General features: G+C 66.7%; 25 protein-coding genes. 15 read left to right on the forward strand and 10 right to left on the reverse strand.

Annotated elements, in window-relative coordinates; genetic code table 11:
- The first annotated feature begins 724 nt into the window (after positions 1–724).
- Entirely contained in the window at positions 725–1546 is an 822-nt protein-coding gene (locus HEQ75_RS24530) for a chromate resistance protein ChrB domain-containing protein (protein ID WP_168034766.1), read from the forward strand.
- A complete protein-coding gene (chrA, locus tag HEQ75_RS24535; RefSeq protein WP_168034767.1) occupies positions 1543–2928 on the forward strand; it encodes a chromate efflux transporter in 1386 nt (461 codons plus the stop codon). Before HEQ75_RS24530 ends, chrA begins: the two co-directional genes overlap by 4 nt.
- 88 nt (positions 2929–3016) lie before the next feature.
- Here chrA and HEQ75_RS24540 read toward each other — a convergent pair whose 3' ends face one another.
- Both HEQ75_RS24540 and HEQ75_RS24545 read right to left on the reverse strand, forming a co-directional pair.
- Positions 3017–3706, reverse strand: a complete 690-nt coding sequence (locus tag HEQ75_RS24540; RefSeq protein ID WP_168034768.1) for a Crp/Fnr family transcriptional regulator — start codon at positions 3704–3706, stop codon at positions 3017–3019.
- Positions 3707–3716: 10 nt separating this feature from the next.
- Complete coding sequence (locus HEQ75_RS24545) at positions 3717–4529, reverse strand: cyclic nucleotide-binding domain-containing protein (RefSeq protein ID WP_328734863.1); 813 nt, start codon at positions 4527–4529, stop codon at positions 3717–3719.
- Positions 4530–4661: 132 nt separating this feature from the next.
- Between HEQ75_RS24545 and HEQ75_RS24550 the strand changes: the two genes are divergently transcribed.
- From HEQ75_RS24550 to HEQ75_RS24610, 13 genes are read left to right on the forward strand one after another with little or no spacing between them, the layout of a single operon-like run.
- Positions 4662–7430 (forward strand): nitrate/nitrite transporter, encoded by a 2769-nt coding sequence (locus tag HEQ75_RS24550; protein WP_168034770.1) that lies wholly within the window; start codon positions 4662–4664, stop codon positions 7428–7430.
- 28 nt (positions 7431–7458) lie between these two features.
- Positions 7459–11202 (forward strand): nitrate reductase subunit alpha, encoded by a 3744-nt coding sequence (locus HEQ75_RS24555; RefSeq protein WP_168034771.1) that lies wholly within the window; start codon positions 7459–7461, stop codon positions 11200–11202.
- On the forward strand, positions 11199–12725 hold the full coding sequence (narH, locus tag HEQ75_RS24560) for a nitrate reductase subunit beta (protein WP_168034772.1): 1527 nt from the start codon (positions 11199–11201) through the stop codon (positions 12723–12725). Before HEQ75_RS24555 ends, narH begins: the two co-directional genes overlap by 4 nt.
- On the forward strand, positions 12725–13477 hold the full coding sequence (gene narJ / locus HEQ75_RS24565) for a nitrate reductase molybdenum cofactor assembly chaperone (protein WP_168034773.1): 753 nt from the start codon (positions 12725–12727) through the stop codon (positions 13475–13477). Before narH ends, narJ begins: the two co-directional genes overlap by 1 nt.
- 12 nt (positions 13478–13489) lie before the next feature.
- A complete protein-coding gene (gene narI, locus HEQ75_RS24570; RefSeq protein ID WP_168034774.1) occupies positions 13490–14221 on the forward strand; it encodes a respiratory nitrate reductase subunit gamma in 732 nt (243 codons plus the stop codon).
- 5 nt (positions 14222–14226) lie between these two features.
- Entirely contained in the window at positions 14227–15051 is an 825-nt protein-coding gene (locus tag HEQ75_RS24575) for a peptidylprolyl isomerase (RefSeq protein ID WP_168034775.1), read from the forward strand.
- A gap of 9 nt (positions 15052–15060) precedes the next feature.
- On the forward strand, positions 15061–15402 hold the full coding sequence (locus HEQ75_RS24580) for a hypothetical protein (RefSeq protein ID WP_168034776.1): 342 nt from the start codon (positions 15061–15063) through the stop codon (positions 15400–15402).
- The gene (locus HEQ75_RS24585; protein ID WP_168034777.1) at positions 15389–15919 is read left to right on the forward strand and encodes a hemerythrin domain-containing protein; all 531 of its coding nucleotides are present in this window, start codon (positions 15389–15391) and stop codon (positions 15917–15919) included. Before HEQ75_RS24580 ends, HEQ75_RS24585 begins: the two co-directional genes overlap by 14 nt.
- Positions 15919–16677 carry a carbonic anhydrase gene (locus HEQ75_RS24590; RefSeq protein WP_209318763.1) on the forward strand — a complete coding sequence of 253 codons (759 nt, stop codon included), beginning with the start codon at positions 15919–15921 and terminating at the stop codon, positions 16675–16677. Before HEQ75_RS24585 ends, HEQ75_RS24590 begins: the two co-directional genes overlap by 1 nt.
- Positions 16674–17237: a DUF2478 domain-containing protein gene (locus HEQ75_RS24595; RefSeq protein ID WP_168034779.1), complete on the forward strand. Its 564-nt coding sequence runs from the start codon at positions 16674–16676 to the stop codon at positions 17235–17237. Before HEQ75_RS24590 ends, HEQ75_RS24595 begins: the two co-directional genes overlap by 4 nt.
- Positions 17234–17773 carry a molybdopterin adenylyltransferase gene (mog, locus tag HEQ75_RS24600; RefSeq protein WP_168034780.1) on the forward strand — a complete coding sequence of 180 codons (540 nt, stop codon included), beginning with the start codon at positions 17234–17236 and terminating at the stop codon, positions 17771–17773. Before HEQ75_RS24595 ends, mog begins: the two co-directional genes overlap by 4 nt.
- A complete protein-coding gene (locus tag HEQ75_RS24605) occupies positions 17773–18939 on the forward strand; it encodes an NnrS family protein (RefSeq protein WP_168034781.1) in 1167 nt (388 codons plus the stop codon). The genes mog and HEQ75_RS24605 overlap by 1 nt, the downstream gene beginning before the upstream one ends.
- Positions 18939–19592 carry an NnrU family protein gene (locus HEQ75_RS24610; protein ID WP_168034782.1) on the forward strand — a complete coding sequence of 218 codons (654 nt, stop codon included), beginning with the start codon at positions 18939–18941 and terminating at the stop codon, positions 19590–19592. The genes HEQ75_RS24605 and HEQ75_RS24610 overlap by 1 nt, the downstream gene beginning before the upstream one ends.
- 185 nt (positions 19593–19777) lie before the next feature.
- Here the strand turns inward: HEQ75_RS24610 and HEQ75_RS24615 are convergent, their stop codons facing one another.
- From HEQ75_RS24615 to HEQ75_RS28505, 8 genes are read right to left on the reverse strand one after another with little or no spacing between them, the layout of a single operon-like run.
- Complete coding sequence (locus HEQ75_RS24615; RefSeq protein WP_168034783.1) at positions 19778–21619, reverse strand: hypothetical protein; 1842 nt, start codon at positions 21617–21619, stop codon at positions 19778–19780.
- 14 nt (positions 21620–21633) lie between these two features.
- The gene (locus HEQ75_RS24620; protein ID WP_168034784.1) at positions 21634–23619 is read right to left on the reverse strand and encodes a phage tail protein; all 1986 of its coding nucleotides are present in this window, start codon (positions 23617–23619) and stop codon (positions 21634–21636) included.
- Entirely contained in the window at positions 23620–23970 is a 351-nt protein-coding gene (locus HEQ75_RS24625) for a DUF6950 family protein (RefSeq protein ID WP_168034785.1), read from the reverse strand. It abuts the gene before it with no gap.
- Positions 23971–23982: 12 nt separating this feature from the next.
- Positions 23983–24549, reverse strand: coding sequence for a hypothetical protein (locus tag HEQ75_RS24630; protein ID WP_168034786.1), 567 nt, complete (start codon positions 24547–24549; stop codon positions 23983–23985).
- The gene (locus tag HEQ75_RS28920; protein WP_268887809.1) at positions 24546–24680 is read right to left on the reverse strand and encodes a hypothetical protein; all 135 of its coding nucleotides are present in this window, start codon (positions 24678–24680) and stop codon (positions 24546–24548) included. Before HEQ75_RS28920 ends, HEQ75_RS24630 begins: the two co-directional genes overlap by 4 nt.
- Entirely contained in the window at positions 24616–25446 is an 831-nt protein-coding gene (locus HEQ75_RS24635; protein ID WP_328734878.1) for a ParB N-terminal domain-containing protein, read from the reverse strand. The genes HEQ75_RS28920 and HEQ75_RS24635 overlap by 65 nt, the downstream gene beginning before the upstream one ends.
- Positions 25436–26158, reverse strand: coding sequence for a DNA-methyltransferase (locus HEQ75_RS24640; RefSeq protein WP_168034787.1), 723 nt, complete (start codon positions 26156–26158; stop codon positions 25436–25438). The genes HEQ75_RS24635 and HEQ75_RS24640 overlap by 11 nt, the downstream gene beginning before the upstream one ends.
- Complete coding sequence (locus HEQ75_RS28505) at positions 26158–26379, reverse strand: ParB/Srx family N-terminal domain-containing protein (RefSeq protein WP_168034788.1); 222 nt, start codon at positions 26377–26379, stop codon at positions 26158–26160. Before HEQ75_RS28505 ends, HEQ75_RS24640 begins: the two co-directional genes overlap by 1 nt.
- Positions 26380–26704: the final 325 nt, after the last annotated feature.

Consider the following 26704-nt stretch of genomic DNA (forward strand, 5'->3'; position numbering starts at 1 on the left):
CTTGATCCACCAGAAACTCGCCGCCTAACCTCGAAACCCGATGGGCCAGATCCTCCGCTAGCCAAACGCCTCCGCTGTCTCAAACCATTCGACGACGGACATGGCCCCGATGCCGGTGCTCACTCCACCGCGAACTCAGCACATTTCGAAGCGCGGCGCCGAACTCCGCCAATCCTGGCTCGGCCATAGGGCCGACGGGATGGCACTGCATCAGCGCGTACATCTATGGCTCGAGTCGTATGGCAGGCGCTCCGCCGCGAAGGACGTCAGGTTGCGCACCGAACCCGTCATAGCCTCTTCGCCGGCTGCACCTTTCGTGGGGCCGCATTCGTGCCCCCGAATCCAGCGGCCTGAGGGCCGCCCAACTGCCGACGGTTCGCCGAAGTTCGCCCAAAGCCGCCTACAGCCACTCGAAAACGGCACCCCATCCGGCCCCCAGGAACAAATGCTCCACGAGGCGGCCCCAGGGCATCGGCTACAAGGTATTGAATTTACGGGGTAAATTGGAGCAGCGGTGGGAACCCGATTCCAACCTGCTCTGGCCTTCGTGAGACGTGTCTCGCCGGATGACAGGATTCGCCTCCGGTGAATCTGCCCGGTCTTGACCCTGACTTCCGTGCTGCGCATTCTGCCGCCAAGGGGTTATCCGCGATCGCCCCGTGAGGCTTCGGCCCAAGAATCGCGTCCATGCTCCCGCGCTTCGCGCATTAGGAGAGGACGCATCATGCCGAGTCCCGATATCATCACTGTTTCGCAGCTCACGCGCCTCATGGGCCTCCCTGAGGTGCCCACCATCATCGACGTCCGCACCGATGAGGACTTCGCGCGGGACCCGCGGCTCCTGCCTGCCAGCCTGCGCCGCGACTACCGCAACGTCACGACTTGGGCGGAAGCTTTCGCCGGCCGGTCCAGTGTGATCGTCTGCCAGCGCGGGATGAAGCTCAGTCAGGGCGTCGCTGCATGGATCCGCCTCAAGGGCGGCCGTGCCGAGGTCTTGGAGGGTGGTTTCGAGGCTTGGTCCGGCGCAGCCGACGCGCCACTGGTCGTGCCCGATCATCTGCCGCCACGGGACGCCGAGGGAAGGACTGTCTGGGTCACCCGCGCCCGTCCGAAGATCGATCGCATTGCCTGCCCCTGGCTGATCCGCCGCTTCATCGACCCCGCCGCAGCCTTCCTGTTCGTCGCCCCATCGGACGTACCCGCAGTCGCGGAGCGTTTCGGCGCCACGCCTTTCGACATCGAAGGCGTATTCTGGAGCCATCGGGGGCCGCTCTGTACCTTCGACGTCATGATCGAGGAGTTCGGCCTGCGCTCGGAGGCTCTGGCACGCCTGGCCTTGATCGTCCGTGGCGCGGACACCGCCGCGCTCGATCTGGCACCGGAGGCGGCGGGATTGCTGGCAGCGTCCCTCGGCCTGTCGCGCATGTTCCGTGACGATCTCGCACAGCTCGACGCGGCGATGCCTCTCTACGACGCCTTCTTCCGCTGGGCCCGCGATGCCACGGCGGAGACCCACAACTGGCCCACCCCCGGAGCCCGGGCATGAGCGAAGTACGAACGACCCCTAGCGAGGCAGCGGCGGCGGCGGCCGCGGCCCGCCTTCCCACCTTCGCCGCGGCGCTGCGCGTGTGGCTGAAGATCGGCCTGCTATCCTTCGGCGGGCCGGCCGGGCAGATCGCTTTGCTACACCGGGAGGTGGTCGATGACCGCCACTGGATCGGCGAGCGACGTTTCCTCCAGGCCCTGAACTTCTGCACGCTGCTGCCGGGTCCGGAAGCGCAGCAATTGGCGACCTATCTCGGCTGGATCATGCATGGCGTGAAGGGCGGGCTCGCCGCCGGGTTGCTGTTCATCCTGCCCGGTGCCGCGGTCATGCTGGTGCTGTCAGTAATCTACGCGACGCTCGGTGACGTACCGCTGATCGCCGCGCTGTTCTTCGGACTGAAATGCGCGGTGCTGGTGCTGGTGGTCGAGGCGCTGCTGCGCATTGGGCGGCGTGCCTTGAAGGGCCGGGCCGCCTGGGTGCTGGCGGCAGCTGCCTTCGTCGCGTTGTTCTTCCTCAACCTGCCGTTTCCAGCCGTGGTGCTGGCCGCCGGCATCATCGGCTACGTGACGCCCGGCCATTTCTCGGCTGGAAGTCATGGTCAGGCCAAGGGCAATTCGGTGGCGTTGATTGACGCCGTGTTGGCGGCTGATCCAGGGCGGCCTGCGCGGCTTGCGGCGGAGGCACGCAAGGCAGGCATGGCGGCGCTGGCGCTGTGGCTTGTGCCGGTCGCCGTGCTGATGGCGATGGTTGGCGGAACCTACGCCGACATCGCCTGGTTCTTCTCTAAGATGGCGGTGGTGACGGTGGGTGGCGCTTATGCGGTGCTCGCTTATGTCGCGCAGGACGCGGTGCAGGCCTATGGCTGGCTGTCTGCCACGGAGATGTTGGCCGGCCTCGGCCTCGCCGAGACCACGCCGGGGCCGCTCATCCTGGTGCTGCAGTTTGTGGGGTTCCTGGCTGGTTTCCGCGCGCCGGAGGGGCTGAGCGGCCTGGGTGGCGGCATCATCGCCTCCGGGCTCGTGCTGTGGGTGACCTTCGCCCCGTGCTTTGCCTTTGTCTTCCTCGGCGCGCCAGTCATCGAGAAGCTGCAGGATAACAAGGCGCTGTCGGGCGCGCTCGCCGCCATCACCGCCGCAGTCGTCGGCGTGGTCGCGAACCTGGCCGTCTGGTTTGGGCTGCGCGTGCTGTTCCGAGACCTGGTGGATGTTCAATTCGGTCCGGTGGCCGTTAGCCTGCCGCTGCCGACCAGTCTCGATCTTGCGGCGCTGGCGCTCGCCATCCTGGCGGCGGTTGCACTGTTCCGGCTGAAGCAGGGCGTCCTGCGCACCCTCGGCATCACTGCCGCTGCTGGCGTCGTCCTGCATGTGCTTACATGGCTGTGAGGAGGCTGAGGGAGTTAGCCTTGCGTTGGCGGATGTTGCGAGGTGCGTATAAATAATGATGCAGTGAGCATGGGTAGAAGCACTTCACTCAGTCTTCCGCCGACCGATTGACGAAAGCCAAAACCAACGCCGTGTCACGGATGCTTGCCTGATTGCCTGTCACCTCGACACCCAGGTCTCTGATTCGCGCGATGGCGCGCGAGAACGTCGCGGGCTTCATGCCCAGGCGGTTGGCGATCAGGCTTTTCTCGTGCGGCAGGCTCAGCGTGACGGCACCTGTCTTCTCGCCACAGAGGCCGAGCAGAAACTCGGCCACGCGCTGGTCCGCAGAAAGCAGCTTCATCTTCTCGATCTGGTCAACCAGCACCTTCAGGTGCCGGGACATCGAGGCCATCATCGCGAAGGCGATCTCCGGTCGCTCGGCCACCTTACGGCGCAAGGCATCGCTTTCGATGTGCATGACGCGCGATGGCACCACCGCTTCAGCTGCGACCGGATAGCGGCCGCCCAGGAACATCGCCGCTTCGGCGAAGCTCTCCCCCGCGCCATAAATGTGGACGACTGCCTCATCGCCCCCAGGGTTCACGCGGCTCAGCTTGACCTGGCCACCCAGCACCAGAAAGAACGCACGGGCCGGATCGCCTTGCTGAAACAGAACCTGGCCGCGCTCGATCGATCGTACCGAGCGTTCATCCACCAGTGCCGCCAGATCTGCCGGAGGCAGATCGCGCAGGATCGCACTCGTTCGCAGGATCGCCCAATCTTCTGCCGTCAGCATCGGCGATGCATCACAGGCTTGTCCCGTCGATGGTGGAGCAGGGATGCGCCAGCTTGCGCAGCGCGGCCACGTCCTGGATCACGACTGAGGGACCGTGCACCACGACGTGGTAGGCACCAAGCGCCGCAAACGACCGCGATAGTACTTCCGGCGCCATGCCCAGACGTGCCGCGAGCACCTTCTTGTCGAAGGGGAAGTCGAAGTGCCCAGTAGAGCCATTCTCCGCATCATGCGTGAGCAACCAGTTGGCCAACCGCTCCAAACCGGAACGCAGCTTCTGGTTCTTCAACTCCTTGATAACGCCGCGATAGGCCAAAGCCAAGTTTTCAGCGATCGCCCGTGCGAAGCCAGCATCGGCAGCAAAAGCCTGCCGCACGGCGTCCGCCGGCACCATCAGGATCCGCGAAGCGAGCAAGGCGCGTGCCGATTGGAGATAGGGGCGGTCGAACAGCACAGCGGCGAGAATAAAGCTGTCTCCAGGCCCCGAAACGCCAAGCGTCGTTTCACGGTCGCGGTGGACCGAGAACATCTCGACCGTGCCCTCAACCACGACGTGCAGGAAGTCGGCCGGCTCCCCGGTATGGATGAGTTCCACATGGGCAGGGAACCGCTGCAGAAAGGCGCCGCGCAGCATGGCCTCGACCTGGCCAGGCTCGACACTCCGGAAGAAGGGGATGCGTCGCATCTCCTCTAAATCTTGGCTTCGCATGGCTCGCCTCCCGCACCACACCTTACTCCGGCGCGGCGCCGTCTGCTTGACTATTGTCAAGTGAGGAACGGCCGGACGTCGCACTTGCGCTTGATTCATGCATCCGGGCCCCATGCCCCGCGTCGGCAGTGGTCTTGAATCGCTCCCGGACTAACCTGAGCTTGACTTAAATCAAGCAGGATTCCGCCGCCGCTACGTTCACTTCGCCCCGACCAGACGCCGCGCGTCGTGAGGAAGGGGGCATGAATGTCCAGCGCAACTGCACCATCCGCCGTACAGGGCGGGCCTGAACAGGGCCGGGCGCTTTGGCTCTCGACCATTGCCTTCACGGTGTGCTTCGCGGTCTGGACGATCTTCGCCATCATCGGCGTGCAGATCAAACGCGACCTGGGCTTGAGCGAAACGCAGTTCGGACTGCTGGTCGGCACGCCCATCCTCACCGGCTCACTGATTCGCCTGATCCTCGGCATCTGGGCGGACCAGTATGGCGGCCGGATGGTGTTCACCTTCACCATGCTGTCGGCCGCGGTGATGACCGCCCTGCTGACCCAGGCCTATGACTACCCGACCTTCCTGCTCGCAGCGTTGGGTGTCGGCATCGCCGGTGGTTCCTTCTCGGTCGGCGTCGCCTATGTGGCCAAGTGGTTTCCGAAGGAGAAGCAGGGTACCGCGCTGGGCATATTCGGCGCCGGCAACGTGGGCGCCGCGGTCACCAAATTCGCCGCACCCGTCATCATGGTCGCCTATGGGTGGAAGACCGTCGCGCTGATCTGGGCGGCGGCGCTGCTGGTCATGGCGATCGTCTTCTTTCTGATGACCAAGGACGATCCCGACCTGGCCCGCCGCCGAGCGACTGGGGCAAAGCCCGAGCCGCTCTCGGCCATGATGGAGCCGCTGAAAAACATCCAGGTCTGGCGGTTTTCGCTCTACTACTTCTTCGTCTTTGGTGCCTTCGTGGCGCTGGCGCTGTGGCTGCCGCGCTACCTGATCGGCGTCTACGGGCTCGATATCGTCACCGCGGGTATGGTGGGCGCGGCCTATTCCATCCCGGCTTCGATCTTCCGCGCCTATGGCGGCCACCTGTCCGACAAGTTCGGTGCCCGGCGCATCATGTACTGGACCTTCCTGGTCTCGGTATTCTGCACCTTCATCCTCTCCTACCCGCCGACCGAATACGTGGTGCAAGGCATTCGCGGGCCGGTGAGCTTCAGCATGTCCATGGGGCTGATCGGCTTCATCGTCGTGACTTTCGTGCTCGGCTTTTTCATGAGCCTCGGCAAGGCCGCTGTCTTCAAGCACATCCCGGTCTACTACCCTGATCGCGTCGGCGCCGTGGGCGGGATCGTGGGCCTGGTCGGTGGCCTGGGCGGCTTCGTGCTGCCGATCGCATTCGGCGCGCTGAATGACCTGACCGGCGTGTGGCAGAGCTGCTTCTGGCTGCTGTTCGTGTTGGTCGCCGTGGCGACCGTCTGGATGCATGTCGCAATCCGGCAGATGGAACGCCAGGCCGCCGAGCAGGGTATCGCGGCCCGCAGCCTGCCCGAACTGCCGGAAATGCAGCCAATCCATGGTGCCGCCCAGCAGGGCGCGCTGGCCGCTACCGGCCCGATCCAGGATTGGCGGCCCGAGGACAAGACCTTCTGGGACGGCGGCGGCCGCGCCATCGCGCGCCGCAACCTGTGGATTTCGGTGCCCTGCCTGCTGCTGTCCTTCTCCGTCTGGATGGTGTGGTCCGTCGTCGTGGCGAAGTTGCCGAGCGTGGGCTTCGCCTTCACCAACGAACAACTGTTCTGGCTGGCGTCGCTGCCCGGCTTGTCGGGTGCCACGCTGCGCATCGCCTACAGCTTCATGCCCGCCATCTTCGGTGGCCGTCTATGGACCACTCTGGCGACTTGGTCGCTGTTGATCCCGGCCCTCGGCATGGGCTTCGCGGTGCAGGACCCGGCCACGCCCTACTGGATCTTCCTGGTCCTGGCGCTGCTGTGCGGGCTCGGCGGCGGTAACTTCGCCTCCTCCATGGCCAACATCTCGTTCTTCTTCCCGAAGCGGGAGAAGGGCAACGCACTGGCGATCAATGCCGGTCTCGGCAACCTGGGCGTCAGCGTGGTGCAGTTCGTCGTCCCGCTGGCCATAACGGCGGGCGTCTTTGGTTGGCTGGGTGGTGCGCCACAGACTGCGACCGTCGCCGGCGTCACCACGACACTCTGGCTGCAAAATGCCGGCTTCGTTTTCGTGCCCTTCATCATCGCCTCGGCCTTCGCAGCCTGGTTCGGGATGAACGACATTGCGACCATGAAGGCCTCCTTCTCCGACCAAGCGGTGATCTTCCGGCGCACGCACAACTGGATCATGTGCTGGCTCTACACCGGCACCTTCGGCTCCTTCATCGGCTTCTCGGCGGCCTTCCCGCTGCTGTCGCGGATCCTCTACCCCGAGGTCAACGCGCTGCAACTCGCCTTCCTCGGCCCGCTGGTGGGCGCGTTGTCGCGGGCGGTCGCCGGCAAGGCCTGCGACCGGATCGGTGGCGGGCGCATCACCTTCTGGGTCTTCATCGCGATGTCGGCCGGCGTGATGGGCATCCTCTACGCAATCGGGATGAAGGGCGACCCGACCTCCTTCCCGGTCTTCTTCGCGAGCTTCCTGTTCCTATTCGCCGCGACCGGCGTGGGCAATGCCTCCACCTTCCAGATGATCCCCGCGATCATGCGGAAGGAAGTGGCACGGCTCGAGCCGGGGCTGAACGCCGCGGAACGCGTCAAGCAATCCGACAAGGAGGCGGCGGCCATCATCGGCTTCACCTCCGCCATCGCCGCCTACGGCGCCTTCTTCATCCCCAAGAGCTTCGGCACCTCCATCGCCATGACCGGCGGTGCGGAGACGGCGCTCTACGCCTTCCTGGCCTTCTACGTGAGCTGCGTGCTGGCGACCTGGTGGTTCTACACGCGCCGCGGCGGCCTGCTGCACGACATCGAACATGGCGGCCGCACCACCCCCGCCATGACCCCCGCGCAATGATCCCGACAGACCTTCGAGGCATCACGACATGAGTCATTTTCTTGACCGCCTGACCTTCTTCAAGAAGGTCCAGGAGCCGTTCTCGAACGGCCACGGCATCACCACGAACGAGGATCGCCGCTGGGAAGACGGTTATCGCAAGCGCTGGCAGCACGACAAGATCGTGCGCTCGACGCATGGCGTGAACTGCACCGGTTCCTGTTCGTGGAAGATCTACGTGAAGGGCGGCATCGTCACCTGGGAAACCCAGCAGACGGACTATCCGCGCACCCGCCCCGACCTGCCCAACCACGAACCGCGCGGCTGTTCGCGCGGCGCCTCCTACAGCTGGTACCTCTACTCTGGCAATCGCGTGAAGTATCCGCTGGTGCGTTCGCGCCTCATCAAGCTGTGGCGCGAGGCGCGCGCGATCATGACGCCGGTCGCCGCCTGGGCCTCGATCGTCGAGAGCCCGGAGAAGCGCGCCGCCTACGTCACCAAGCGCGGCCATGGCGGCTTTGTGCGCGCGCCCTGGGACGAGGTGCAGGAGATCATCGCCGCAGCCAACGCCTACACGGCGAAGACCTATGGTCCGGACCGGATCTTCGGCTTCTCGCCCATCCCGGCCATGTCGATGATCTCCTACGCTGCAGGGTCGCGCTACCTGTCGCTGATCGGCGGCGTGAGCATGTCCTTCTACGACTGGTATTGCGACCTGCCGCCGGCTTCGCCGCAGACCTGGGGCGAGCAGACCGACGTGCCGGAATCGGCCGATTGGTACAATGCGGGCTTCATCATTCTGTGGGGCTCCAACGTCCCTCAGACGCGCACGCCCGACGCGCATTTCTACACCGAGGCGCGCTATCGCGGCATGAAGAGCGCGGTGATCTGCCCCGACTACTCGGAAGCGGCGAAATTCGGCGATATCTGGCTGTCGGTGAAGCAGGGCACGGATTCCGCGCTCGCCATGGCGATGGGCCATGTGATCCTGAAGGAATACCACGTCGCGCGGCAGGTGCCGTATTTCCGCGACTATCTGCGCCAGTACACCGACATGCCGATGCTGGTGAAGCTGGTGCAGCAAGGCGACCAGTTGGTGCCGGAGCGCTTCCTGCGCGCCAGTGATTTTGACCAGTCTCTCGGCGAGTCGAACAACCCGGAATGGAAGACTGTCGCTTACGACGAGACCACCGGCACCATCGTCGCACCGCGCGGCACCATCGGCTTCCGCTGGGGTGAGAGCGGCAAGTGGAACCTGGAGGAGAAGGCGTCGAACGGCGACGCGACGAAGCTGCGCCTCACACTCGACGGCATCCAGGACGAGATGGCCGAGATCGCCTTCCCCTATTTCGGCAATATCGAGCACGAGCACTTCACCTCGACCACCCATGCCTCCGTGCTGAACCGCCGCGTGCCGGTGAAGCGCCTGGCGCTGGCCGATGGCGAGACACTGGTGGCCAGCGTGCATGACCTATTCCTGGCGAACTACGGAGTCGATCGCGGCTTCGGCGGCGACAACATCGCCGCCGGCTACGACGAGGTGGCCCCCTATACGCCGGCCTGGGCCGAGAAGATCACCGGCGTCTCGCGCGACAAAATCATCCAGGTGGCGCGCGAATTCGCCACCAACGCTGAGAAGACCAAGGGCCGCTCGATGATCATCATCGGGGCGGCCATGAACCACTGGTTCCACGCCGATATGAACTACCGCGGCGTCATCAACATGCTGGTGCTATGCGGGTGCGTCGGCCAATCGGGTGGCGGCTGGGCGCATTACGTGGGCCAGGAGAAGCTGCGCCCGCAGGCAGGCTGGGCTCCGCTCGCTTTCGCTTTGGATTGGGGCCGCCCGCCGCGCCAGCAGAACTCCACCTCGGCCTTCTATGCGCATACCGACCAGTGGCGGTATGAGACGATGAATGTGGGCGACATCGTCTCTCCCACCGCGCCGAAAGGCCCGTGGGATGGCACGATCATCGACTACAACATTCGCGCCGAGCGGATGGGCTGGCTGCCCTCCGCGCCGCAGTTGGAGACCAATCCGCTGCAGGTCGCGAAGGACGCGGCTGCGGCCGGCATGCTGGCGAAGGACTACGTGGCGAAAGGGCTGAAGGACGGCACGCTGAAGCTGTCCTGCGAAGACCCGGACAATCCGAAGAACTGGCCGCGCAACATGTTCGTCTGGCGGTCAAACCTGCTGGGTTCATCGGGCAAGGGGCATGAGTATTTCCTCAAGCACCTCCTGGGCACGACGCATGGTGTGCTGGGCAAGGATCTCGGCCCCGAGGGGCGCGCGAAGGCGACCGAGGCGGTCTGGCATGAGCATGCGCCGGAGGGGAAGCTGGACCTGCTGGTGACGCTGGATTTCCGCATGTCCACCACCTGCGTCTATTCGGACATCGTGCTGCCGACGGCCACCTGGTACGAGAAGAACGACCTCAACACCTCCGACATGCATCCCTTCATCCATCCCCTGACCAGCGCGGTGGATCCGGCCTGGGAAGCGCGCAGCGACTGGGAAATCTACAAGGGCATCGCGGAAGCCTTTTCGCGCGTGGCACCTGAAGTCCTAGGCGTTGAGAAGGATGTCGTCCTCAACCCGATCAAGCACGACAGCGCCCTTGAGATCGCCCAGCCCTTCGACCCGCGTGACTGGAAGCGCGGCGAGTGCGAGCCGATCCCGGGCAAGACCATGCCGATGGTCTTCGAGGTGGAGCGTGACTACCCAGCGACCTACGCGCGCTTCACCGCGCTTGGGCCGCTGATGGAGAGCATCGGAAACGGCATCAAGGGCATGGCCTGGAAGACTGGGCATGAGGTGAACCACCTCAAGGCGCTGAACGGCACCCATGCCGAGGGCGCGAACAAGGGCCTCGCGCGCATCGTCAGCGACATCGACGCGACCGAGGTGATCCTGATGCTCGCGCCAGAGACGAATGGCGAAGTCGCAGTGCATGCGTGGCAGGCGCTCGGTAAGGCAACGGGCCTCGACCACACGCATCTCGCGCTGCCGAAGGAGGACGAGAAGATCCGGTTCCGCGACGTGGTGGCGCAGCCGCGCAAGATCATCTCGGCACCAACCTGGTCGGGGCTTGAGAGCGAGAAGGTCTGCTACAATGCGGGCTACACGAATGTGCATGAGCTGATCCCCTGGCGCACGCTGACGGGGCGGCAGCAGCTTTATCAGGATCACCTGTGGATGAGGGCCTTTGGCGCAGCGCTCTGCGTCTATCGCCCGCCGGTGGATCTGCGCGCCATCAAGCCGGTGATCGATATGAAGCCGAATGGCGAAAAGCAGATCGTGCTGAACTTCATCACCCCACACCAGAAATGGGGCATCCACTCCACCTACACCGACAACCTGCTGATGCTGACGCTGTCGCGCGGCGGACCCTGCATCTGGATCAGCGAGCCGGACGCCAAGCGCGCCGGCATCGTGGACAATGATTGGGTGGAGGCTTTCAACAGCAACGGCGCGCTGGTCGCCCGCGCGGTGGTCTCTCAGCGCGTCAAGGACGGCATGGTGATGATGTACCATGCGCAAGAAAAGATCGTGAACATGCCGGGCTCACAGGTCACCGGCAATCGCGGCGGCATCCACAACTCGGTCACCCGCATCGTGCTGAACCCGACGCACATGATCGGCGGCTACGCGCAGCAATCCTACGACTTCAACTACTACGGCACGATCGGCACCAACCGCGACGAGTTCGTCATTGTCCGCAAGATGACGACGATCGATTGGCTCGAACGTCCGCATGCCGACGCAACGCTGGTCACGGGAGAAGTGGCATGAAAATCCGCGCGCAGATCGCCATGGTGCTCAACCTCGACAAGTGCATCGGCTGCCACACCTGCTCCGTCACCTGTAAGAACGTCTGGACCAATCGCGAGGGCATGGAATACGCGTGGTTCAACAACGTCGAGACCAAGCCCGGCATCGGCTACCCCAAGGACTGGGAGAACCAGGACAAGTGGAAGGGCGGCTGGAAGCGCCTTCGCAGCGGCAAGATCCAGCCGCGTATCGGCGGCAAGTGGCGCGTGCTGGCGAGCATTTTCGCCAACCCGAACATGCCCGAGATCGACGACTACTACGAACCCTTCACCTTCGACTACGAACACCTGCAGAAGGCGCCTGAGCTCGAGGCCTTCCCCACCGCGCGCCCGCGTTCGCTGATTACCGGGGAGCGGATGGAGAAGATCGAGTGGGGCCCGAACTGGGAGGAGATCCTGGGCGGCGAATTCGCCAAGCGTTCGAAGGATGCGAATTTCGAAGGCATCCAGAAGGAGATGTACGGGCAGTTCGAAAACACCTTCATGATGTACCTGCCGCGGCTGTGCGAACACTGCCTCAACCCTGCCTGTGCTGCGGCCTGCCCCTCGGGCGCGATCTACAAGCGCGAGGAGGACGGCATCGTCCTGATCGACCAGGACAAGTGCCGCGGCTGGCGCATGTGCGTCTCCGGCTGCCCATACAAGAAGATCTATTTCAACTGGTCCTCGGGCAAATCCGAGAAGTGCATCTTCTGCTACCCGCGCATCGAGGCGGGTCAGCCCACGGTGTGCTCCGAGACCTGCGTCGGCCGCATCCGCTACCTGGGCGTGGTGCTCTACGACGCCGACCGGATCGAGGCGGCTGCAAGTGTTCCGGACGAGAAGGAACTCTACCAGTCGCAGATGGACATCTTCTGCGATCCGAACGACCCCGCGGTCATCGCCCAGGCGCGTGCGGACGGCATCAGCGATAGCTGGCTGGAAGCCGCGCGCCATTCACCAGTGTGGAAGATGGCGATGGAGTGGAAGGTCGCCTTTCCGCTGCACCCCGAATACCGCACGCTGCCGATGGTCTGGTACGTGCCGCCGCTTTCGCCGATCACAGCCGCGGCGGAAGCCGGCAAGATGGGGATCGATGGCGGGATGCCGGATGTGCGCTCGCTGCGCATCCCGCTGAAGTATCTCGCCAACCTGCTGACGGCCGGTGACGAGGCGCCGGTTGCCAGCGGGCTCGAACGCATGCTCGCCATGCGCGCCTACATGCGGGCGAAGACCGTGGATGGCGTCATCGACGAGACGATCGCGCGGAAGGTCGGGCTGACTGCCGCGCAGATCGAGGAGATGTACCACATCATGGCGATCGCGAATTACGAAGACCGCTTCGTGATCCCGACCGCGCATCGCGAAGTCACCGAGGACGCCTACGAGATGCGCGGCCATTGCGGTTTCTCCTTCGGCGATGGCTGCGCACCCAGCGAGCAGTCGGGCAACCTGTTCGGCGGCATCAAGCTGAAGAACGACAAGCCGAAGATGGGGGTGCTGTGATGCGCACGCTCAAGGTTCTCTCGGCCCTGCTGACCTACCCGACACCCGAACTCGCCGCCGCCGGCGCGGAACTCCGCGCCGTGCTGGACCGGGAGGCCGTGCTGCCGAAGCGGGAACGCGCGGCGGTGGATGCGCTGATCGCCGATCTGGCCACGCATGACATGTACGATGCGCAGGAACGCTACATCCTGCTGTTCGACCGCACGCGCTCGCTCTCGCTGCATCTGTTTGAGCATGTGCATGGCGAAAGCCGCGATCGGGGCCAGGCCATGGTGGACCTGATCAAGGTCTATGAGGAGGGCGGCTTCACGCCCACCACGGCGGAACTGCCGGACTTCCTGCCGCTGTTCCTGGAATACGCGGCAACCCGCGCGCCGGCCGAGGCGATCGAGCTGATCGGTCAGCCCGGCCACGTCTTCGCGGCAGTCCGGGAGCGCTTGGCGAAGCGATCCTCACCCTATGAAGCCATCTTCGCGGCCCTCACGGCGCTATCGCGCACGAAGCTGGATGCGGCTGCGCTTGCAGCACTGCGCGCTGAGCCGGATCCGGAGCCCGATGATCTGGAAGCGCTCGATGCCGCGTGGGAGGAGGAGGAGGTCACCTTTGGCCCGGGCTCGGCCGCTGCGGCCGCCGCCTGCGGCACCGATGTGCTCGCCGCCAAGCTGCGTCAGGCCGGCCGCCCCGCGCCGGGGCTGGAGCCGCCGCCGGGCCAGCGCCCGCGCACCATCGTCACCCATCGCACGGCCCGCTGAGGAGCATCCATCATGCGCGACGCCATCTTCCACATCCTCTTTGTCTGGTACCCCTATGTGGCGCTGACGGCCTTCCTGCTCGGCAGCCTGATCCGCTTCGACCGGGAGCAATACAGCTGGCGCGCGAGCTCCAGCCAGATGCTGCGCAAGCGGCAGCTCATGTGGGGGTCGAACCTGTTCCACTTCGGCATCCTGTTCCTCTTCCTGGGGCACGCGGCAGGACTGCTGACGCCGAAATTCATCTACACGCTGTTCGTCACCGTCGAGCAGAAGCAGCTGATCGCCGTCATCGCCGGCGGACTTGCTGGGTTGATCTGCTTCATCGGCCTGACGCTGCTGCTGCATCGCCGACTGTATGATGCGCGTATCCGCGTGACTTCCACCTACATGGATCTCGCGGTGCTGATCATCCTTTGGGTGCAGTTGTCGCTCGGCATGATCACTCTGCCCTTCTCGCTGGCGCATTCCGACGGGTCGGTCATGCTCATCCTCGCGCAGTGGGCGCAGGGCATCCTGACGCTTCAGCCGGTGGATGCGAGAACACTCCAGGGTATCGACTTCCCTTATCTCGCGCATCTCGTGCTGGGCATGACGATCTTTCTGATCTTCCCCTTCTCGCGTCTGGTGCATGTGTGGTCGGCGCCTGTCTGGTATCTCGGGCGGCGTGGCTATCAGGTGGTGCGGAGCCGGCGGCCACTAGGCGCCCCGGGCGTGAAGCCTACCCCCTCGCAGGCGGCGGAGTGACCGCGATGAGCACCACCTCCGCCTGCGCGGCAAAGCCCGCGCTGCCCGCCAGCCGCAAGACGATTAGCGTGAACGGCGTGTCAATCACTCGCGCTGCCATTGCGCAGGAAACGCAGAACCACCCGGCCAGCAAGCCGCTCGACGCGATGAAGGCGGCCTCCGCTGCGCTGGTAGTGCGCGAGCTCCTGTTGCAGGAGGCGCGTCGCCTCGCCATTCCGGTGGAACCCGCCAGCGATGGTGAGGGCCGTCGTGAGACCGAGGAGGAAGCACTGGTCCGCGGCCTGATCGAGCGCGAGGTCCGCACGCCCGAGGCCGATGAGGCTGCCTGCAGGCGCTTCCATGACCAGAACAGGCGCCGGTTCCGCACGCCGGATCTCTACGAGGCGCGTCATATTCTGTTGCCCGCCAACCAGCCTGAGAGTCCTGCTCTGGCGGCGGCGATCCTGGCGAGGTTGGCGCTTGAACCGGGCGAGTTCGCAGCCCTCGCACTCGCCCATTCCGCCTGCCCATCGGGCAAGACCGCCGGCAACCTCGGCCAGATCGGCCCTGGGCAGACGGTGCCTGAGTTCGAGGAAGCCTTAGCGCGCATCACCGTCGGCGCCATCCATCCGGAGCCAGTGCAGACGCGCTTTGGCCTGCATATCGTGGCGCTAGATCGGCGCATTCAAGGGCGCGACCTACCCTTCGAAATGGTGCAGGGGCGTATCGCCGAATGGATGGGCGAGAAGGTCCGTCGCGCGGCGATTCGGCAATATGTCTCGATCCTTGCTGGCCGGGCTGACATCCAGGGCATTGACCTGGATGCGTCAACCACGCCGCTGGTGCAGTGAGGTAATGCCATGTTGCTCGGCACCATCTTGAAGCGTCTTGGCAATGAGGCCGACGCGGCCGAAGCTCTCGAAGCTATGGGCGATATCACACTCCTCACCGAGGTCCAGGCCATGGGGGAACTGCACGACGAAAGCCCGGCTGACTACGTCTGTGGCGCGACCAGGCGCTTCGCCGCGGACGCTTCGAGCGAAGACTGGCTTGCACTGATGACGGCGATCGAGCGCAGTGACGATCCGGCGCGCACCACGTTGGACAAGATGCTCCGTTGGTCACTGGCTCGCGATGCTGCGGGGCCGGCCGCGACGGGCTGCGGCTGCGGCAAGGGCGGGCCGGGCGATGTCCTGGGATGATACGGCGCCACCGCCCTTCGTCCTGCTGGATGACCCGCTCGCCTACATCCTTGCGGCGCATCTCCGGCAGCGTGCTGTCTGCACGGTGCTGCGGCGCTTCGCGACCGATCGCGTGGCGAGCCGCGCCGAAGCCGACAGAGTGACCGCATATCTGACAGGTGATCTTCGCCTGCATCACGAGGATGAGGATCTCGATCTTTATCCGGCGCTCCGGCGCCGTGCTCTGCCGGAGGATGGACTTGGAATCACCCTGGCGCGGCTCGGGGAGGAACACCGCCAGTGTGCTGCGATGGCAGACATCATCGGGGAGGCCCTGTCCGCAAGGCCGGCTGACGACACAGTGCACATCTACACCGCGGCGGGGGAGGCGATGCAGGCCTATGCCGCGAGCGAGATGCGGCACCTTGCGCTCGAGAATGGCGTGGTGCTGGCGCTGGCGCGCATTCGACTGACGCGACCTGACCTGAAGGCGATTAGCCGCGGCATGAAGCTGCGACGCGGGGTGGATGGCGCATGATGAGTCTCGATCATCTGTTTGACCGCAACGTCGCCTGGGCCAACCGCAAGACGGAACAGGACCCAACCTTTTTCCGACGGCTCTCGGAACAGCAAGCGCCCAAATACCTTTGGATCGGCTGCTCCGACAGCCGCATCACCGCGAACGACGTGCTGGGTCTCGATCCTGGTGAGGTCTTCGTGCACCGGAATATCGCGAACATCGTTCACACCAGCGACATGAACATTCTCGCTGTTCTGGAATTCGCTGTTGATGTCCTACACGTCCAGCACATCATCGTCTCAGGCCACTACGGCTGCGGCGGAGTGCAACGTGCGATGTCGGACGAGCGCGGCGCGCTGGTTGACCACTGGCTCCAGCCGCTTTCGATGTTCTACCGAAAGCATCGCCGCTTGTTCGATGACATGGGCGACGCCCAACAGCAGCTCAGTCGCCTCTGCGAGCTCAATGTCGAAATGCAGATCAGGCGTGTTGCGGCAACGCCGATCGTCGAGGGCGCGTGGGCGCGCGGTGTCGATCTGCATCTCCACGGCTGGATCTACGGCATGCATGACGGGCTGCTGTGCGATCTTGGCGCTACGGTCACGTCCATCGCAGAGCGCGACGCGCTGCCTTCCATCGATCAGCGCGTGATGGTGCGAACGGAACCCCTCAGCCCGCGGCGCCGCCATGCGTTGGCAGCCTTCTCAACCATCGGGCTGGACGACATGGCGTCGCCTCCCTGCTGCATGCCACCCGTGGAGAATCTCCCCCGATGACCACCAATGCACCCCTGATCACGGCGCTGGTTTATGCCGATAGTGCGCTGGCGGATCAGGCGCTGCGCCGGGTCGTGCGGCAATTCGAAGCCGCCGGTCGGCGACTGGCGGGCGTGGTCCAGCGCGACACGCCGCGCGAAGGCCGTACCGGCTGTGACATGACGCTGGAGGAACTCTCGACCGGCGTCGGCATCGAAATTTCGCAGGATCGCGGACCGCATGCGCGCGGCTGCCGCCTCGACCTCGGCGAGATGGCGAGGGCGATACAACTGGCGTCGACGGCGCTCCGGAGGGCACCGGACCTGCTGGTCCTGAACAAGTTCGGCAAGACTGAAGCCGAGGGCGGCGGCTTTCGCGCGCTGATCGCGGAGGCCATCGAGCAAGGGGTGCCCGTCCTGATTGCTGTACCTTACCGCAACCTTGACCCGTGGCGGGCCTTTGCAGGCGATCTGGCGCGCGAAATTCATCTTACAGGCATGGATGACGATCTGGCGTTGGACGGGCTTTGTCCCGCGGGCGCAGGACCCGTATCCGTACAGCCCCGTTTGCGCGGCGCATGACCAGTGCGCCGGTGCGGATCGGCGTGGTCACCGTCTCCGACCGGGCCTTCCGCGGCATTTACGCGGACCAGGGCGGGCCGGGGATTGAGGCGGCCCTCACGCGTATCCTGGCCTCCCCCTGGCAGCCAGTGCGGCGTCTGGTGCCTGACGAACGCCCGGCCATCGAGGCTGCGCTGCGCGAATTGGCGGATACCGAGTGCTGCCCACTGATCGTCACCACTGGTGGCACCGGGCCGGCGCCGCGCGATGTGACGCCGGAAGCGACAGAGGCAGTCTGCGAACGCGTGCTGCCGGGTTTCGGAGAGCTGATGCGCGCCGATTCGCTGCGCGCCGCGCCGACGGCGATCCTCTCCCGCCAGCTGGCCGGCACGCGCGGGCGAAGCCTGATCGTCAACCTGCCGGGTAAGCCTTCGGCCATCGCAGAATGCCTGGCGGCGGTCTTCCCGGCGGTCCCGTATTGCATTGACCTGATCGGCGGGCCGCGGATCGAGACGGACCCTGCCGTCTGCATTGCCTTCCGGCCAAAGGGGGCGTGATGGCGCTGTTCGCGCACGGGTTCCGACCCTTCTTCCTCATGGCTGGTTTGGTGGCGCCGACCGCCATCGGCGTATGGGCACTGACGCTGGCCGGCTTCTCGCTGCCGGAGGGTCCGCTGCCACCGATGCGCTGGCATGCGCATGAGGCGCTGGGCGGCTTCGTCGCTGCGGCCATGATCGGCTTCCTGATGACGGCCATTCCGAATTGGACAGGTCGGCGCGGCTATTCCGGAGCGCCACTTGTCGCATTAGCAACAGTTTTCCTGGCAGCCCGCTTCGCGATGCTGCCGGGCTCGCCCGTGCCGATCGAGGTTGCGGCGCTGCTCGCCCTCGCGCCGCTGCCGGCGACGCTCTTGCTGGTGCTGCCAGCACTGCTCAAGGCCAAGGCACCCCGGCTGTTCGGCCCGCCCGCACTGGTGCTGGTGTTCTGGTCCGGGCAGCTGATGATGCTGGCCGACGAAGCCGGATGGTGGACCACGCCGGGTTGGGCGGCCGGCCAATTGCTGATGGCCAACGTCGCGCTGCTGCTGGTCGTGCTGATCGGCGGGCGGATCGTGCCTTCCTTCACATTGAATGCCTTGCGAAAGACATCGCGGCCGGCCGAAGCCCAGCCGCTGCCGGGCGTCGATCGCGGCGCGATCCTAGCGGTGGCGGCGGTTGCGGTGGTGGATCTGGCCGCACCTGGGGGCATTCTGGCCGGACTGGCCGCAGTCTTCGCAGCGGCAATGGTGGCGCTGCGGCTGTCGCGTTGGCACGGGCTGCGTACGCTCCGCTGGCCGATCCTCTGGGTGCTACACTTGGCCTATGCATTGATTCCACTGGCGCTCGCAGTGAAGGCCACCTCGCTACTGGCCGGAGCACACTGGGCATCGGGCTGGCTACATCTGCAAATGGCGGGCGCAGTGGCGCTGATGGTCGTCGCGGTGATGACACGCGCGACGCTCGGGCATACCGGGAATGCGCTGGTGGCTGCGCCGGCGGCGGTTGCCGCGTATGTGCTGCTTCTGGCCGCGGCCCTGCTGCGCGTCTTCGGCAGTGCCGCGCTGGCGGATCCGCTCGCGGCGCAGATGGCTGCCGCCGTGCTGTGGGTGCTGGCGTTCTTACTGTTTCTGGCGGCCTATGCGCCGATGCTCGTTCTGCCTCGCGCTGACGGCAAGCCGGGGTGATGGGCGGCTGGCGCGAGTATGCCGCGTCCTGGGCGGCCTTCCTGCTGAGCCACATGCTGCCGGCGCAGCCGGCCTTGCGCCGACCGATCGTCGCTTTGGTAGGCGAGCGCGCCTTCCTGGTCGGCTACAGCGCGCTGTCGGTGGCGATCCTCGCCTGGATGATTGGGGCGGCGGGGCGCGCGCCCTTCGTTTCCCTCTGGGGCTGGGCCTGGTGGCAGGCTTGGGTGACGAATGCGGCGATGATCCTCGCCTGCCTGCTGCTCGCCGTCGGTGTCGGCGTACCAAACCCCTTCTCGATCGGTGGGGCGGGGAACGATCGCTATGATCCGACCCGTCCCGGCGTGGTTGCGCTGACACGGCATCCGGTGCTCTGGGCACTGGCACTCTGGTCGGGCGGGCATCTCGTGCCGAACGGGGATCTCGCGCATCTGATGCTGTTTGGGGCCTTTGCGGGACTGAGCCTGCTCGGCATGGGAGCGCTCGATGCGCGACGGCGGACGACTTGGGGCGCGGCACGCTGGGCGGCGCTGCAGCCGCGCGCGTCCTTCCGGGCGGCAGCAACACGGCTGCTGGTTGGAGCGGTGATCTGGACCGCTCTAATCGTGAGCCATGCTGCGGTGATTGGCGTGCCGCCGTGGCCGAGCTGGCCCTGACCCGAATGAGCAGGGACCCCCGAAGATGCATGGGGCGCGGATCGAGGGCGGCAGTGGGAAGGGCGGCGAGCCAATCTGGGACCCGTCAGGCCGACCGCCATTTACATGCCGCGAACGAAGGCGGAGGGGCGTGTTGTTGGACGGCACGCGCCCTCCCTGTGGAGATATTTGTCGGAGCCGCTCGATTACGGCACCCGCCGCTTCGTCGCCGCCACCGACAGCGTCGCCGCCGCCAGGTCAAAAGTGGCGCCGGAGATGTTCCGCGCCATCACGCGCACCGTGTTGTTCGACCACACCGCGGCGTCGAGCTCGATGAATCGCGTCGACGACACCAGCGACGCTTGCGCCAAGTCGCCGGCGCGCGCCCCGTTCACCGTGACGTCGATCAGCGCCGTCGCCCCCGGCGCCAGGCTCGGCAGATCCCAGGACACCTCGGCTGCGAACTCCCGCCGCCCTGAGCCGAACAGCGCCCCCGTCAATAGCGGCGTGCCATTCAGCACCGCGGGCGCGGCCTCCGGCAGCCCGTAGAGCCGCAGCGATTGCAGGTCGATCGGGCCGTCGAAGCCGATTACCCCCACCTGCGCATAGGCGACCGACGCGCCGACGCGGATGGTCTGCCGGCGATTGAAGTTCGCGTCGTCCATGGGCGCGCCGGCGTTCCAACCCTTAGCCGGCCCGTTCCACTGCATGGTGGTGATCGAGGCCAGCACGTCGCCCGCAATGTCTTCGCGGACGTTCCCCGCCCCGTCGAACACCCGCACGAACAGCCGCCCGCCCGAGGCACCGCTCGTCAACCAGTGTGCCAGCGCGAACTCCTTGGCCTGCGAGGTGTCGAGCATCCACCCCAGTCCGCGGTTCGCCGCCAGCGTCACGGCGCGATCGGTCGGCGTCAGGTCCGTCAGCCCGTTGAAGCAGAAATCCGCCATGAAGGTCGCGGTGGTGGTCGAGGTCGCGATGGCGATCAGCCCCTCCACACCCACTTCCGTCGCCGACTGCCGGAACGCCGCCGCCCGGGTGTTCGGCACGCCGGCCAGGAAGCGCTGAAAGCGCGACGCCGGCGCCCGGTGCCGGTTGATCACCGCATTGCCGCAGCGATTGGCCGTCGCCGTGTAGTCGATGCCGACCAGATAGGTGTTGGTCCAGGCGATGTCGTACTCGCAATCCTGCGCGCCGGCGGTGTGCCGCGCCGCCAGCGGCGAGCAGGCCTCCATGCGCATGTTGCGCGCGATGATGGCGCTGCCCGAGGTCTGGTTCAGGAAAGGGATGGCGATGTTGCCGCCGGCCTGGCGGAGCTCGAAGTTCGGCGCGTCGAAGACGTGGCGGTTGTGGTTGGTGTAGGCGCCGGGCTCATTGCCGAGCCGGATCCCGAAGCGGTCCTGGCTCGCGTTCACCCCCGTCGCGTGTGCGAAGTGCCCGCCGTAGTAGCGCACGGAGGTGTTCCAGGCCGTGGCCGTCGCGCACCAGATGTCGAGCCCGATGCGGTTGTTGACGATCCGGCCCAGCGTGAAGGTGCTGTCCTCCACACCGCGACCATCGCCGAGCGTGCGCATGCCGATGGTGAAGCCCTCGACGCGGCGCAGCTCGATCTGGCTGGCATCGACGTTACGCACGGTGATGCCGATATCCGCCTCGGAGGACCAATCGGACTGCGTCTGCCGGATGACGTTCAGCCCGGTGTAGAGCTTTTCCGCATTACGGAGGGTCCCGCCGTCGCCGAGCACGAGCACGGAGGCGGGCGCGGTGCCCGTGTAGCGGATGGTCCCCTGCATGATCAGCCCGCGGGCGCCGCCCGGCAGTGTCACGGTGCCGGAGACGTTCCAGGTGCCGGGCGGGATCATCGCGAATTTCTGGTCCGCGCCGGCGCGATCGAACGCCGCCTGGATGGCGGTCCGATCATCCGCCACGCCATCGCCCAGCCCACCGAAATCATTCGGCAGCACCGCCTCGCGGTCGCGCAGGTACTTGGCGAAGTCGCTCTTGTTGAGGTTGGCGTTGAGGACCAGCAGGTCGTCGATGCGTGCCGGCATTTTCCCCGAGTCTCCTACAGTGCGGTGGCGGTGACCGGGCCGGCGAAGGCCGAGACGTTGCCCTCGGCCGAGACGCTGCGCAGCCAGTACCAGCGCGTCTGGCCGGCGGTGACGCCGGTGCGGTCCCAGGGCAGCGCGGTGGGCTCTGCGGCCAGCTTGGTGGCCGCGGCCAGGCTGGCGCTGTCCGCCTCGAACACCTGCAGCCGCACCGCGCCGATGGGGACGCCGCCCGAGAGGCGCACGCCGCCGGTGATGCCGAGCGCGGCCGGCGCAGTCACGGCACCTGGTACCGCCGCCTCCCGCCAGCCCGACACGGCGCCACTGCGCGCCACGGCGCGCGCCCGGAAGGCCGTGGGCTCCGTGGTGGGGACCGAGGCCGCGGTGGCGCCCAGGGCGCCCCCGTAGCCCTGCCAGACGGCCACCGAGGCCGGCAGGAACTCGAGTTCGTAGCCGACGAGAAAGGCCGAGCCCACGGGAGACCAGGACACCCCCAGCGCCCCAAAGGCCGCGGTAACGGGCGTCGCCACGGCAATGGCGGCGGGTGCTGCGATGACGCCCGGGTTGGGCAGCACCACGGAGGGGCTGTCGCCCGCGGCGCGCTCGTCCACGGCCGGGTTCCAGTTCCAGACGGTGGGGTCCTCCTCGGACAGCGCCAGGTCCACGCCGCCATCGGGCGACAGCCGCCAGCCCGTCACCCGCGCCGGGAAGGCCCCCACCCGGTCGAGCGCCACCGTCACCCCGTCCCACGGCCGCAGCCGCAGCGCCGAGAGGTTCGCTGGAAACGCCACCTCGCGCTGGCGCCGCACCCGTTCCAGCTCGGCCTTCATCAGTCGCTGCACGGTCGCCACCGAGGTGGTGAGCGGGAACTCCAGATCGCGGAAAATCTGCTCCCCGCCATCCTCGGTGACGTAGTTGGCGGCGAGCAGCGGCGGCGCGTCGGTCGGCTGCCAGTTTTTCGCGGGGTCGACGTAGACCGCCCGCACCCCGTTGAAGAGGTCCCGCCGCGGCCGGCTGCCCTGGATGGTGACGTCGCCGCGCAGGTCGTCGGAGGTGAGCGTCGCCGAGGGCAGCGCGGGCCCGCCCGCATGGATAAAGAACCGCCCGCCCGAGACCACCATGGCCCCGGCCATGGCGGCGACCAGCTTGCGGGTGATGGCGATCTTGCCCTCGCCGAGCGAGACGCGGCCATTCACGGTGTAGCGGCGCTCATGCAGGCCGGCGCGGGTGCCGATCAGCTCGTCGCAGATGTTGGCGGCGGCCATGAGGGCGGGAATGTCGATGTCGTCCCAGGAGGCTTTCCAGCCAAAGGGCGCGGTGAGGTACCAGGCCAGGCAGAGCGCCGGGTTGTCCGACCAGCCGGTGGCGCCGGTGCGCGGGTCGAGGATGGTGTCGGCGCCCTCGACCAGGGCGGCGATGTTGGGCGGGCCGGCAGGGAAGGCCTCGGCGGTGATTTTCAGGCGCAGCGCGACATAGGCGCGGCCCCGGCCGCGGTGCTCGGCGGTCCACTTGCCGCCGGTCTCGGCGATGAGGTTGCCGTCGACCGTCTGGTCAATTGTGCCCAGGTGCCGATCGATCCTGACCAGCCCGGCGAACTTCGCGTCGGTCGCCAGCGTGTCGCCCAGCCAGACATCGCCGATGCCACGGACGCGGTGCGCGGCCAGCACCACCACCGAGTAGAACCAGCCATCGGTCCGCCCCTCGTCGTCGGGTGCCGAGTGGATGAACACGATGGGCCCGCCGACCTTGCAGCGGCCAAAGACGATCTGGTGCTCGGTGATGGGCTGGCGGAAGGATTGCGTGCGGCCGGCGCCGGGAGCGGTGGCATCGTCGCTGGGCCGGGTCGGGGCGGCGGGTCGCTTGGCGGGAAAGACCGAGGCACCGATGGAGGAGACGACAAAGGCCGCGCCGGCACCGACCAGCGCACCGAGCAGGCCACCGCCGAGGGCGGCGGACGCCACGCCACCGGCCACGACGGCGATGAGGGGGATGGCAGCGGGCATTCAGCCAATCCTCCAGGCGGTGGTGCTGTCGGTGATCGGCACGCGCAGCAGACCGCGCGGTCCGACGAAGGCGGCGCGCCCTGCGTCCACCACCACGCCGAGCCGATCGGGATCAGGGGCGAGTACGACGTCGCCCATGCGGGCAAAGGCGGGCGCAATCCGGGGAAAGCCTGCGCTGTCGGCCGAGGCAGCGAGATCCGGCAGAACGTGGACCCGTGGCCGAGTTCCGGTCACCGCCTCCACCGCCGCCATGGCAAAGCGCGCGCAGTTCCACCGGTGGGCGTCGAACGGGCGCGTCTCCGCCGCCGACAGCAGGGCTGCCAGCCGCGTGGCCCAATCGGGGTGGCGCATGGGGGCTCTGGCTTATCGCGCCGGCAGCCGGATCTCGGCCTCCTGCAGCGCCGGCACGTACTCGAAGAACCGGTCGCCGGGGTATTCGGCCTGCTGGTCGGCATCGGTGTAGCGCCGCACCTCGGCCCGCTCGAGGTCCACGAGCCGGCTCTCGCAGGTCAGCGTCACGCGCGGCTCCGCGCCGTCCGTCACCTGCATGGTGTCCATCAGCCCCGCCCAGAGTGGAAACGGGTCGGCGATAAAGGCGCCCTCGGCATCGAGCAGCGCGCCCCACAGCCGCGCCGGCCGCAGGCGAAAGCTGCGCTCGGCCAGGGCGATGTCGATCACCTCCTGCGGCACGGGGGAGAGCGCGAGGGACAGCCGCACGGCGCGCAGCTCCACCGTCTCCTCGATCTCGCCCACGGCGCCGATGGAGCCAACCCCCTCGAACACCTTCCCGGCCCAGTGCAGCAGGCCGAGCCCGGTCCAGGCACGAAAGGCGCCGGAGGCAAAGTCGAGCTCCACCATCACCACCGGTGCCGCGACCGGCGCGGTGGCGGAGGCGGCGGCATGGGCGGAGAGGCGCGGGGTTCCGGTCACAGGGCTTCCTCCATGCGGATGGTGATCGCGGTGAATCGTCCTGGCCGTGTCGGATTGGCCGCCTCGTCATCGGAGACCAGCCGCATCGGCACGCTGGGCTTGGTCAGCACCAGCGGCGCGCTGATCAGCATGCAACGTCGGCCATTCCGAGGAGGACATGCAGACGTAGCAGGCGCCCTTGGTGACCGAGAGCAGATTGGCCAGCGCAGGCCGGAGGAACTCCGGGAAGCCGCCGCCGAGCGCGTCATTGGCGATGGTCATTTTGGCGGCGGTGCCGCCCTCGTAGGCCACGTTGTAGGGTGGATCGACGAAGCCCATGTCGGCCAAGTGGCCGGCGCCGAGGGCGCGCTGGACGTCTTCGAGCCTGGTGGCGTCGCCGCACAGCAGGCGGTGCTCGCCGCAGCGCCAGAGATCACCGTTGCGCGTGACGGGCACCACGGGCGGTGGCGGCGCCTCGTCGGCATCCTCGCCCATGCCGGCATCGGCCGCCGCCAGCAGCCGATCAAGCTCCATCCCGGAGAAGCCGAGCACGTCGAGATCGACCACCGCCTCATCGCGGATGCGGGCGATCTCCGCAGCCAGCAGCGCCTCGTCCCAGCCGGAGTTCAGCGCGATTTGGTTGTCCGCGAGCCGCAGGGCACGCGCCTGCGCCTGGGAAAGGTGGCCAAGCCGCAGCACCGGCACCGAGGCCAGCCCGAGCTGCTTTGCCGCCATGACGCGGCCGTGGCCGGCAATGAGCACGCCCTCGGTGTCGACCAGCACCGGGTTCACGAAGCCGAACTCGGCGATGGAGGCGGCGATCTGCGCCACCTGCGTCGGCGAATGCGTCCGCGCGTTCTCGGCATACGGGACCAGCCGCGCCACCGGCAGCGAGGAGACGACGAGATCAGGCTGCACTGGCGGTGACCTCCATCCGCGCCGCGGCCACGGCGTCGTAATCGCGACCATCATCGGCCAGCGTGACCGGCAGATCGGGATGCAGCATCCGCCAGCGGGCGATGGCCAGGTCGACGTAGGCCGGCGCCAGTTCGATCGCGCGCACGCGGCGGTCGGTGCGCTGGCCGGCGAGAATAGTGGTGCCGCTGCCGCCGAAGGGCTCGAACACCACCTCGGTCTCGTCCGTGTAGGCCCGCATGAGGAACTCCGGCAGCACCACCGGGAACACCGCGGGGTGCTCGGTCTCGATGCCGCGGGCCTTGTGCCGCGTGATGCGCAGCACGTTGTCCGGGATCCTGGTCTCCTGGACGCCCTGGCCGGCATGCTGCCATTCGCCGACGGTGCCGTCCTTGGCCCGCAGGCCACCCTTCTCGGAGTTGACGTGCCCCGCCCAGCGGCAGGGGATGATCTTGTTGGGGCGTCGGGCCTCGCGATTGAAGTGGAAGAGCAGCTCGAAGGCGGGCGACAGCCGCCCATTCCAGTCGCCCGGCAGGCCAGGCCCCTGGTCCCAGGTGTACAGCCCGAAGCGCCGCCAGCCGCGGGCGCGCATCCAGTCGAGCCAGCCGGCCCAATAGGGCTGCCATTCGTTGTCACGATGGATCAGGCCGAGGTTCACCAGCACCTGGCCATCGGGCCGCAAAGCCGCGTCGAGATGCTGGAACACGCCCTGCATCAGCGCATCCCAATCCGTGACGCCGCCTCGAGCCGACCATGGCCGGCGATCAGCACGCCGTCCTCATCCACCAGCAGCGGGTTGGTGAAGCCGAAGGCCAGCATGCTGGCCTTGATCTGCTCCAGCTGCTCGGCGGTGTGGACGCGCGCGTTGCCGGCATGCGGGCGCAGCTCCGCCACCGGACGCAGCAGGATCTTCGCCGCCACCCAGGGGAGCGTCATGATGCCATCCGGTTTGCAGGTGGTTTGCAGGGCCGCGGCGCGGCATCGGTTTGCAGCTAACGATTTGAAGCCACGGACACAGGCTGCAAACCGCAACCCATATTTCCGGCCTGGCGCTAGCGACCTTGCGCGCTTCCGCCCCCCGCATACAGCGGGGCCAGAAAGGAACCATTGGCTCGCGAGCCACTGTCTCGATCGAGCCGCAGCGTGGCTGTTCAGCCGCCGCGCTCTCGCACCTTCTCTACGTGTCTTGCTTCTAGCCTTATCGATTTCGGAGCCGCTACGGGGTGAATTGTAACAGCGGGATCGGGGCGATGGTGACCGC

Source organism: Falsiroseomonas selenitidurans, from assembly GCF_012103215.1.
Taxonomy (GTDB): Bacteria; Pseudomonadota; Alphaproteobacteria; order Acetobacterales; family Acetobacteraceae; genus Falsiroseomonas; species Falsiroseomonas selenitidurans.

Bases quoted from the DNA above. Each gene is read 5' to 3' on its own strand.
- HEQ75_RS24530 (WP_168034766.1), top strand. From the start codon at position 725: ATGCCGAGTCCCGATATCATCACTGTTTCGCAGCTCACGCGCCTCATG.
- chrA (WP_168034767.1), top strand. From the start codon at position 1,543: ATGAGCGAAGTACGAACGACCCCTAGCGAGGCAGCGGCGGCGGCGGCC.
- HEQ75_RS24540 (WP_168034768.1), bottom strand. From the start codon at position 3,706: ATGCTGACGGCAGAAGATTGGGCGATCCTGCGAACGAGTGCGATCCTG.
- HEQ75_RS24545 (WP_328734863.1), bottom strand. From the start codon at position 4,529: ATGGGGCCCGGATGCATGAATCAAGCGCAAGTGCGACGTCCGGCCGTT.
- HEQ75_RS24550 (WP_168034770.1), top strand. From the start codon at position 4,662: ATGTCCAGCGCAACTGCACCATCCGCCGTACAGGGCGGGCCTGAACAG.
- HEQ75_RS24555 (WP_168034771.1), top strand. From the start codon at position 7,459: ATGAGTCATTTTCTTGACCGCCTGACCTTCTTCAAGAAGGTCCAGGAG.
- narH (WP_168034772.1), top strand. From the start codon at position 11,199: ATGAAAATCCGCGCGCAGATCGCCATGGTGCTCAACCTCGACAAGTGC.
- narJ (WP_168034773.1), top strand. From the start codon at position 12,725: ATGCGCACGCTCAAGGTTCTCTCGGCCCTGCTGACCTACCCGACACCC.
- narI (WP_168034774.1), top strand. From the start codon at position 13,490: ATGCGCGACGCCATCTTCCACATCCTCTTTGTCTGGTACCCCTATGTG.
- HEQ75_RS24575 (WP_168034775.1), top strand. From the start codon at position 14,227: ATGAGCACCACCTCCGCCTGCGCGGCAAAGCCCGCGCTGCCCGCCAGC.
- HEQ75_RS24580 (WP_168034776.1), top strand. From the start codon at position 15,061: ATGTTGCTCGGCACCATCTTGAAGCGTCTTGGCAATGAGGCCGACGCG.
- HEQ75_RS24585 (WP_168034777.1), top strand. From the start codon at position 15,389: ATGTCCTGGGATGATACGGCGCCACCGCCCTTCGTCCTGCTGGATGAC.
- HEQ75_RS24590 (WP_209318763.1), top strand. From the start codon at position 15,919: ATGAGTCTCGATCATCTGTTTGACCGCAACGTCGCCTGGGCCAACCGC.
- HEQ75_RS24595 (WP_168034779.1), top strand. From the start codon at position 16,674: ATGACCACCAATGCACCCCTGATCACGGCGCTGGTTTATGCCGATAGT.
- mog (WP_168034780.1), top strand. From the start codon at position 17,234: ATGACCAGTGCGCCGGTGCGGATCGGCGTGGTCACCGTCTCCGACCGG.
- HEQ75_RS24605 (WP_168034781.1), top strand. From the start codon at position 17,773: ATGGCGCTGTTCGCGCACGGGTTCCGACCCTTCTTCCTCATGGCTGGT.
- HEQ75_RS24610 (WP_168034782.1), top strand. From the start codon at position 18,939: ATGGGCGGCTGGCGCGAGTATGCCGCGTCCTGGGCGGCCTTCCTGCTG.
- HEQ75_RS24615 (WP_168034783.1), bottom strand. From the start codon at position 21,619: ATGCCGGCACGCATCGACGACCTGCTGGTCCTCAACGCCAACCTCAAC.
- HEQ75_RS24620 (WP_168034784.1), bottom strand. From the start codon at position 23,619: ATGCCCGCTGCCATCCCCCTCATCGCCGTCGTGGCCGGTGGCGTGGCG.
- HEQ75_RS24625 (WP_168034785.1), bottom strand. From the start codon at position 23,970: ATGCGCCACCCCGATTGGGCCACGCGGCTGGCAGCCCTGCTGTCGGCG.
- HEQ75_RS28920 (WP_268887809.1), bottom strand. From the start codon at position 24,680: ATGCTGATCAGCGCGCCGCTGGTGCTGACCAAGCCCAGCGTGCCGATG.
- HEQ75_RS24640 (WP_168034787.1), bottom strand. From the start codon at position 26,158: ATGCAGGGCGTGTTCCAGCATCTCGACGCGGCTTTGCGGCCCGATGGC.
- HEQ75_RS28505 (WP_168034788.1), bottom strand. From the start codon at position 26,379: ATGACGCTCCCCTGGGTGGCGGCGAAGATCCTGCTGCGTCCGGTGGCG.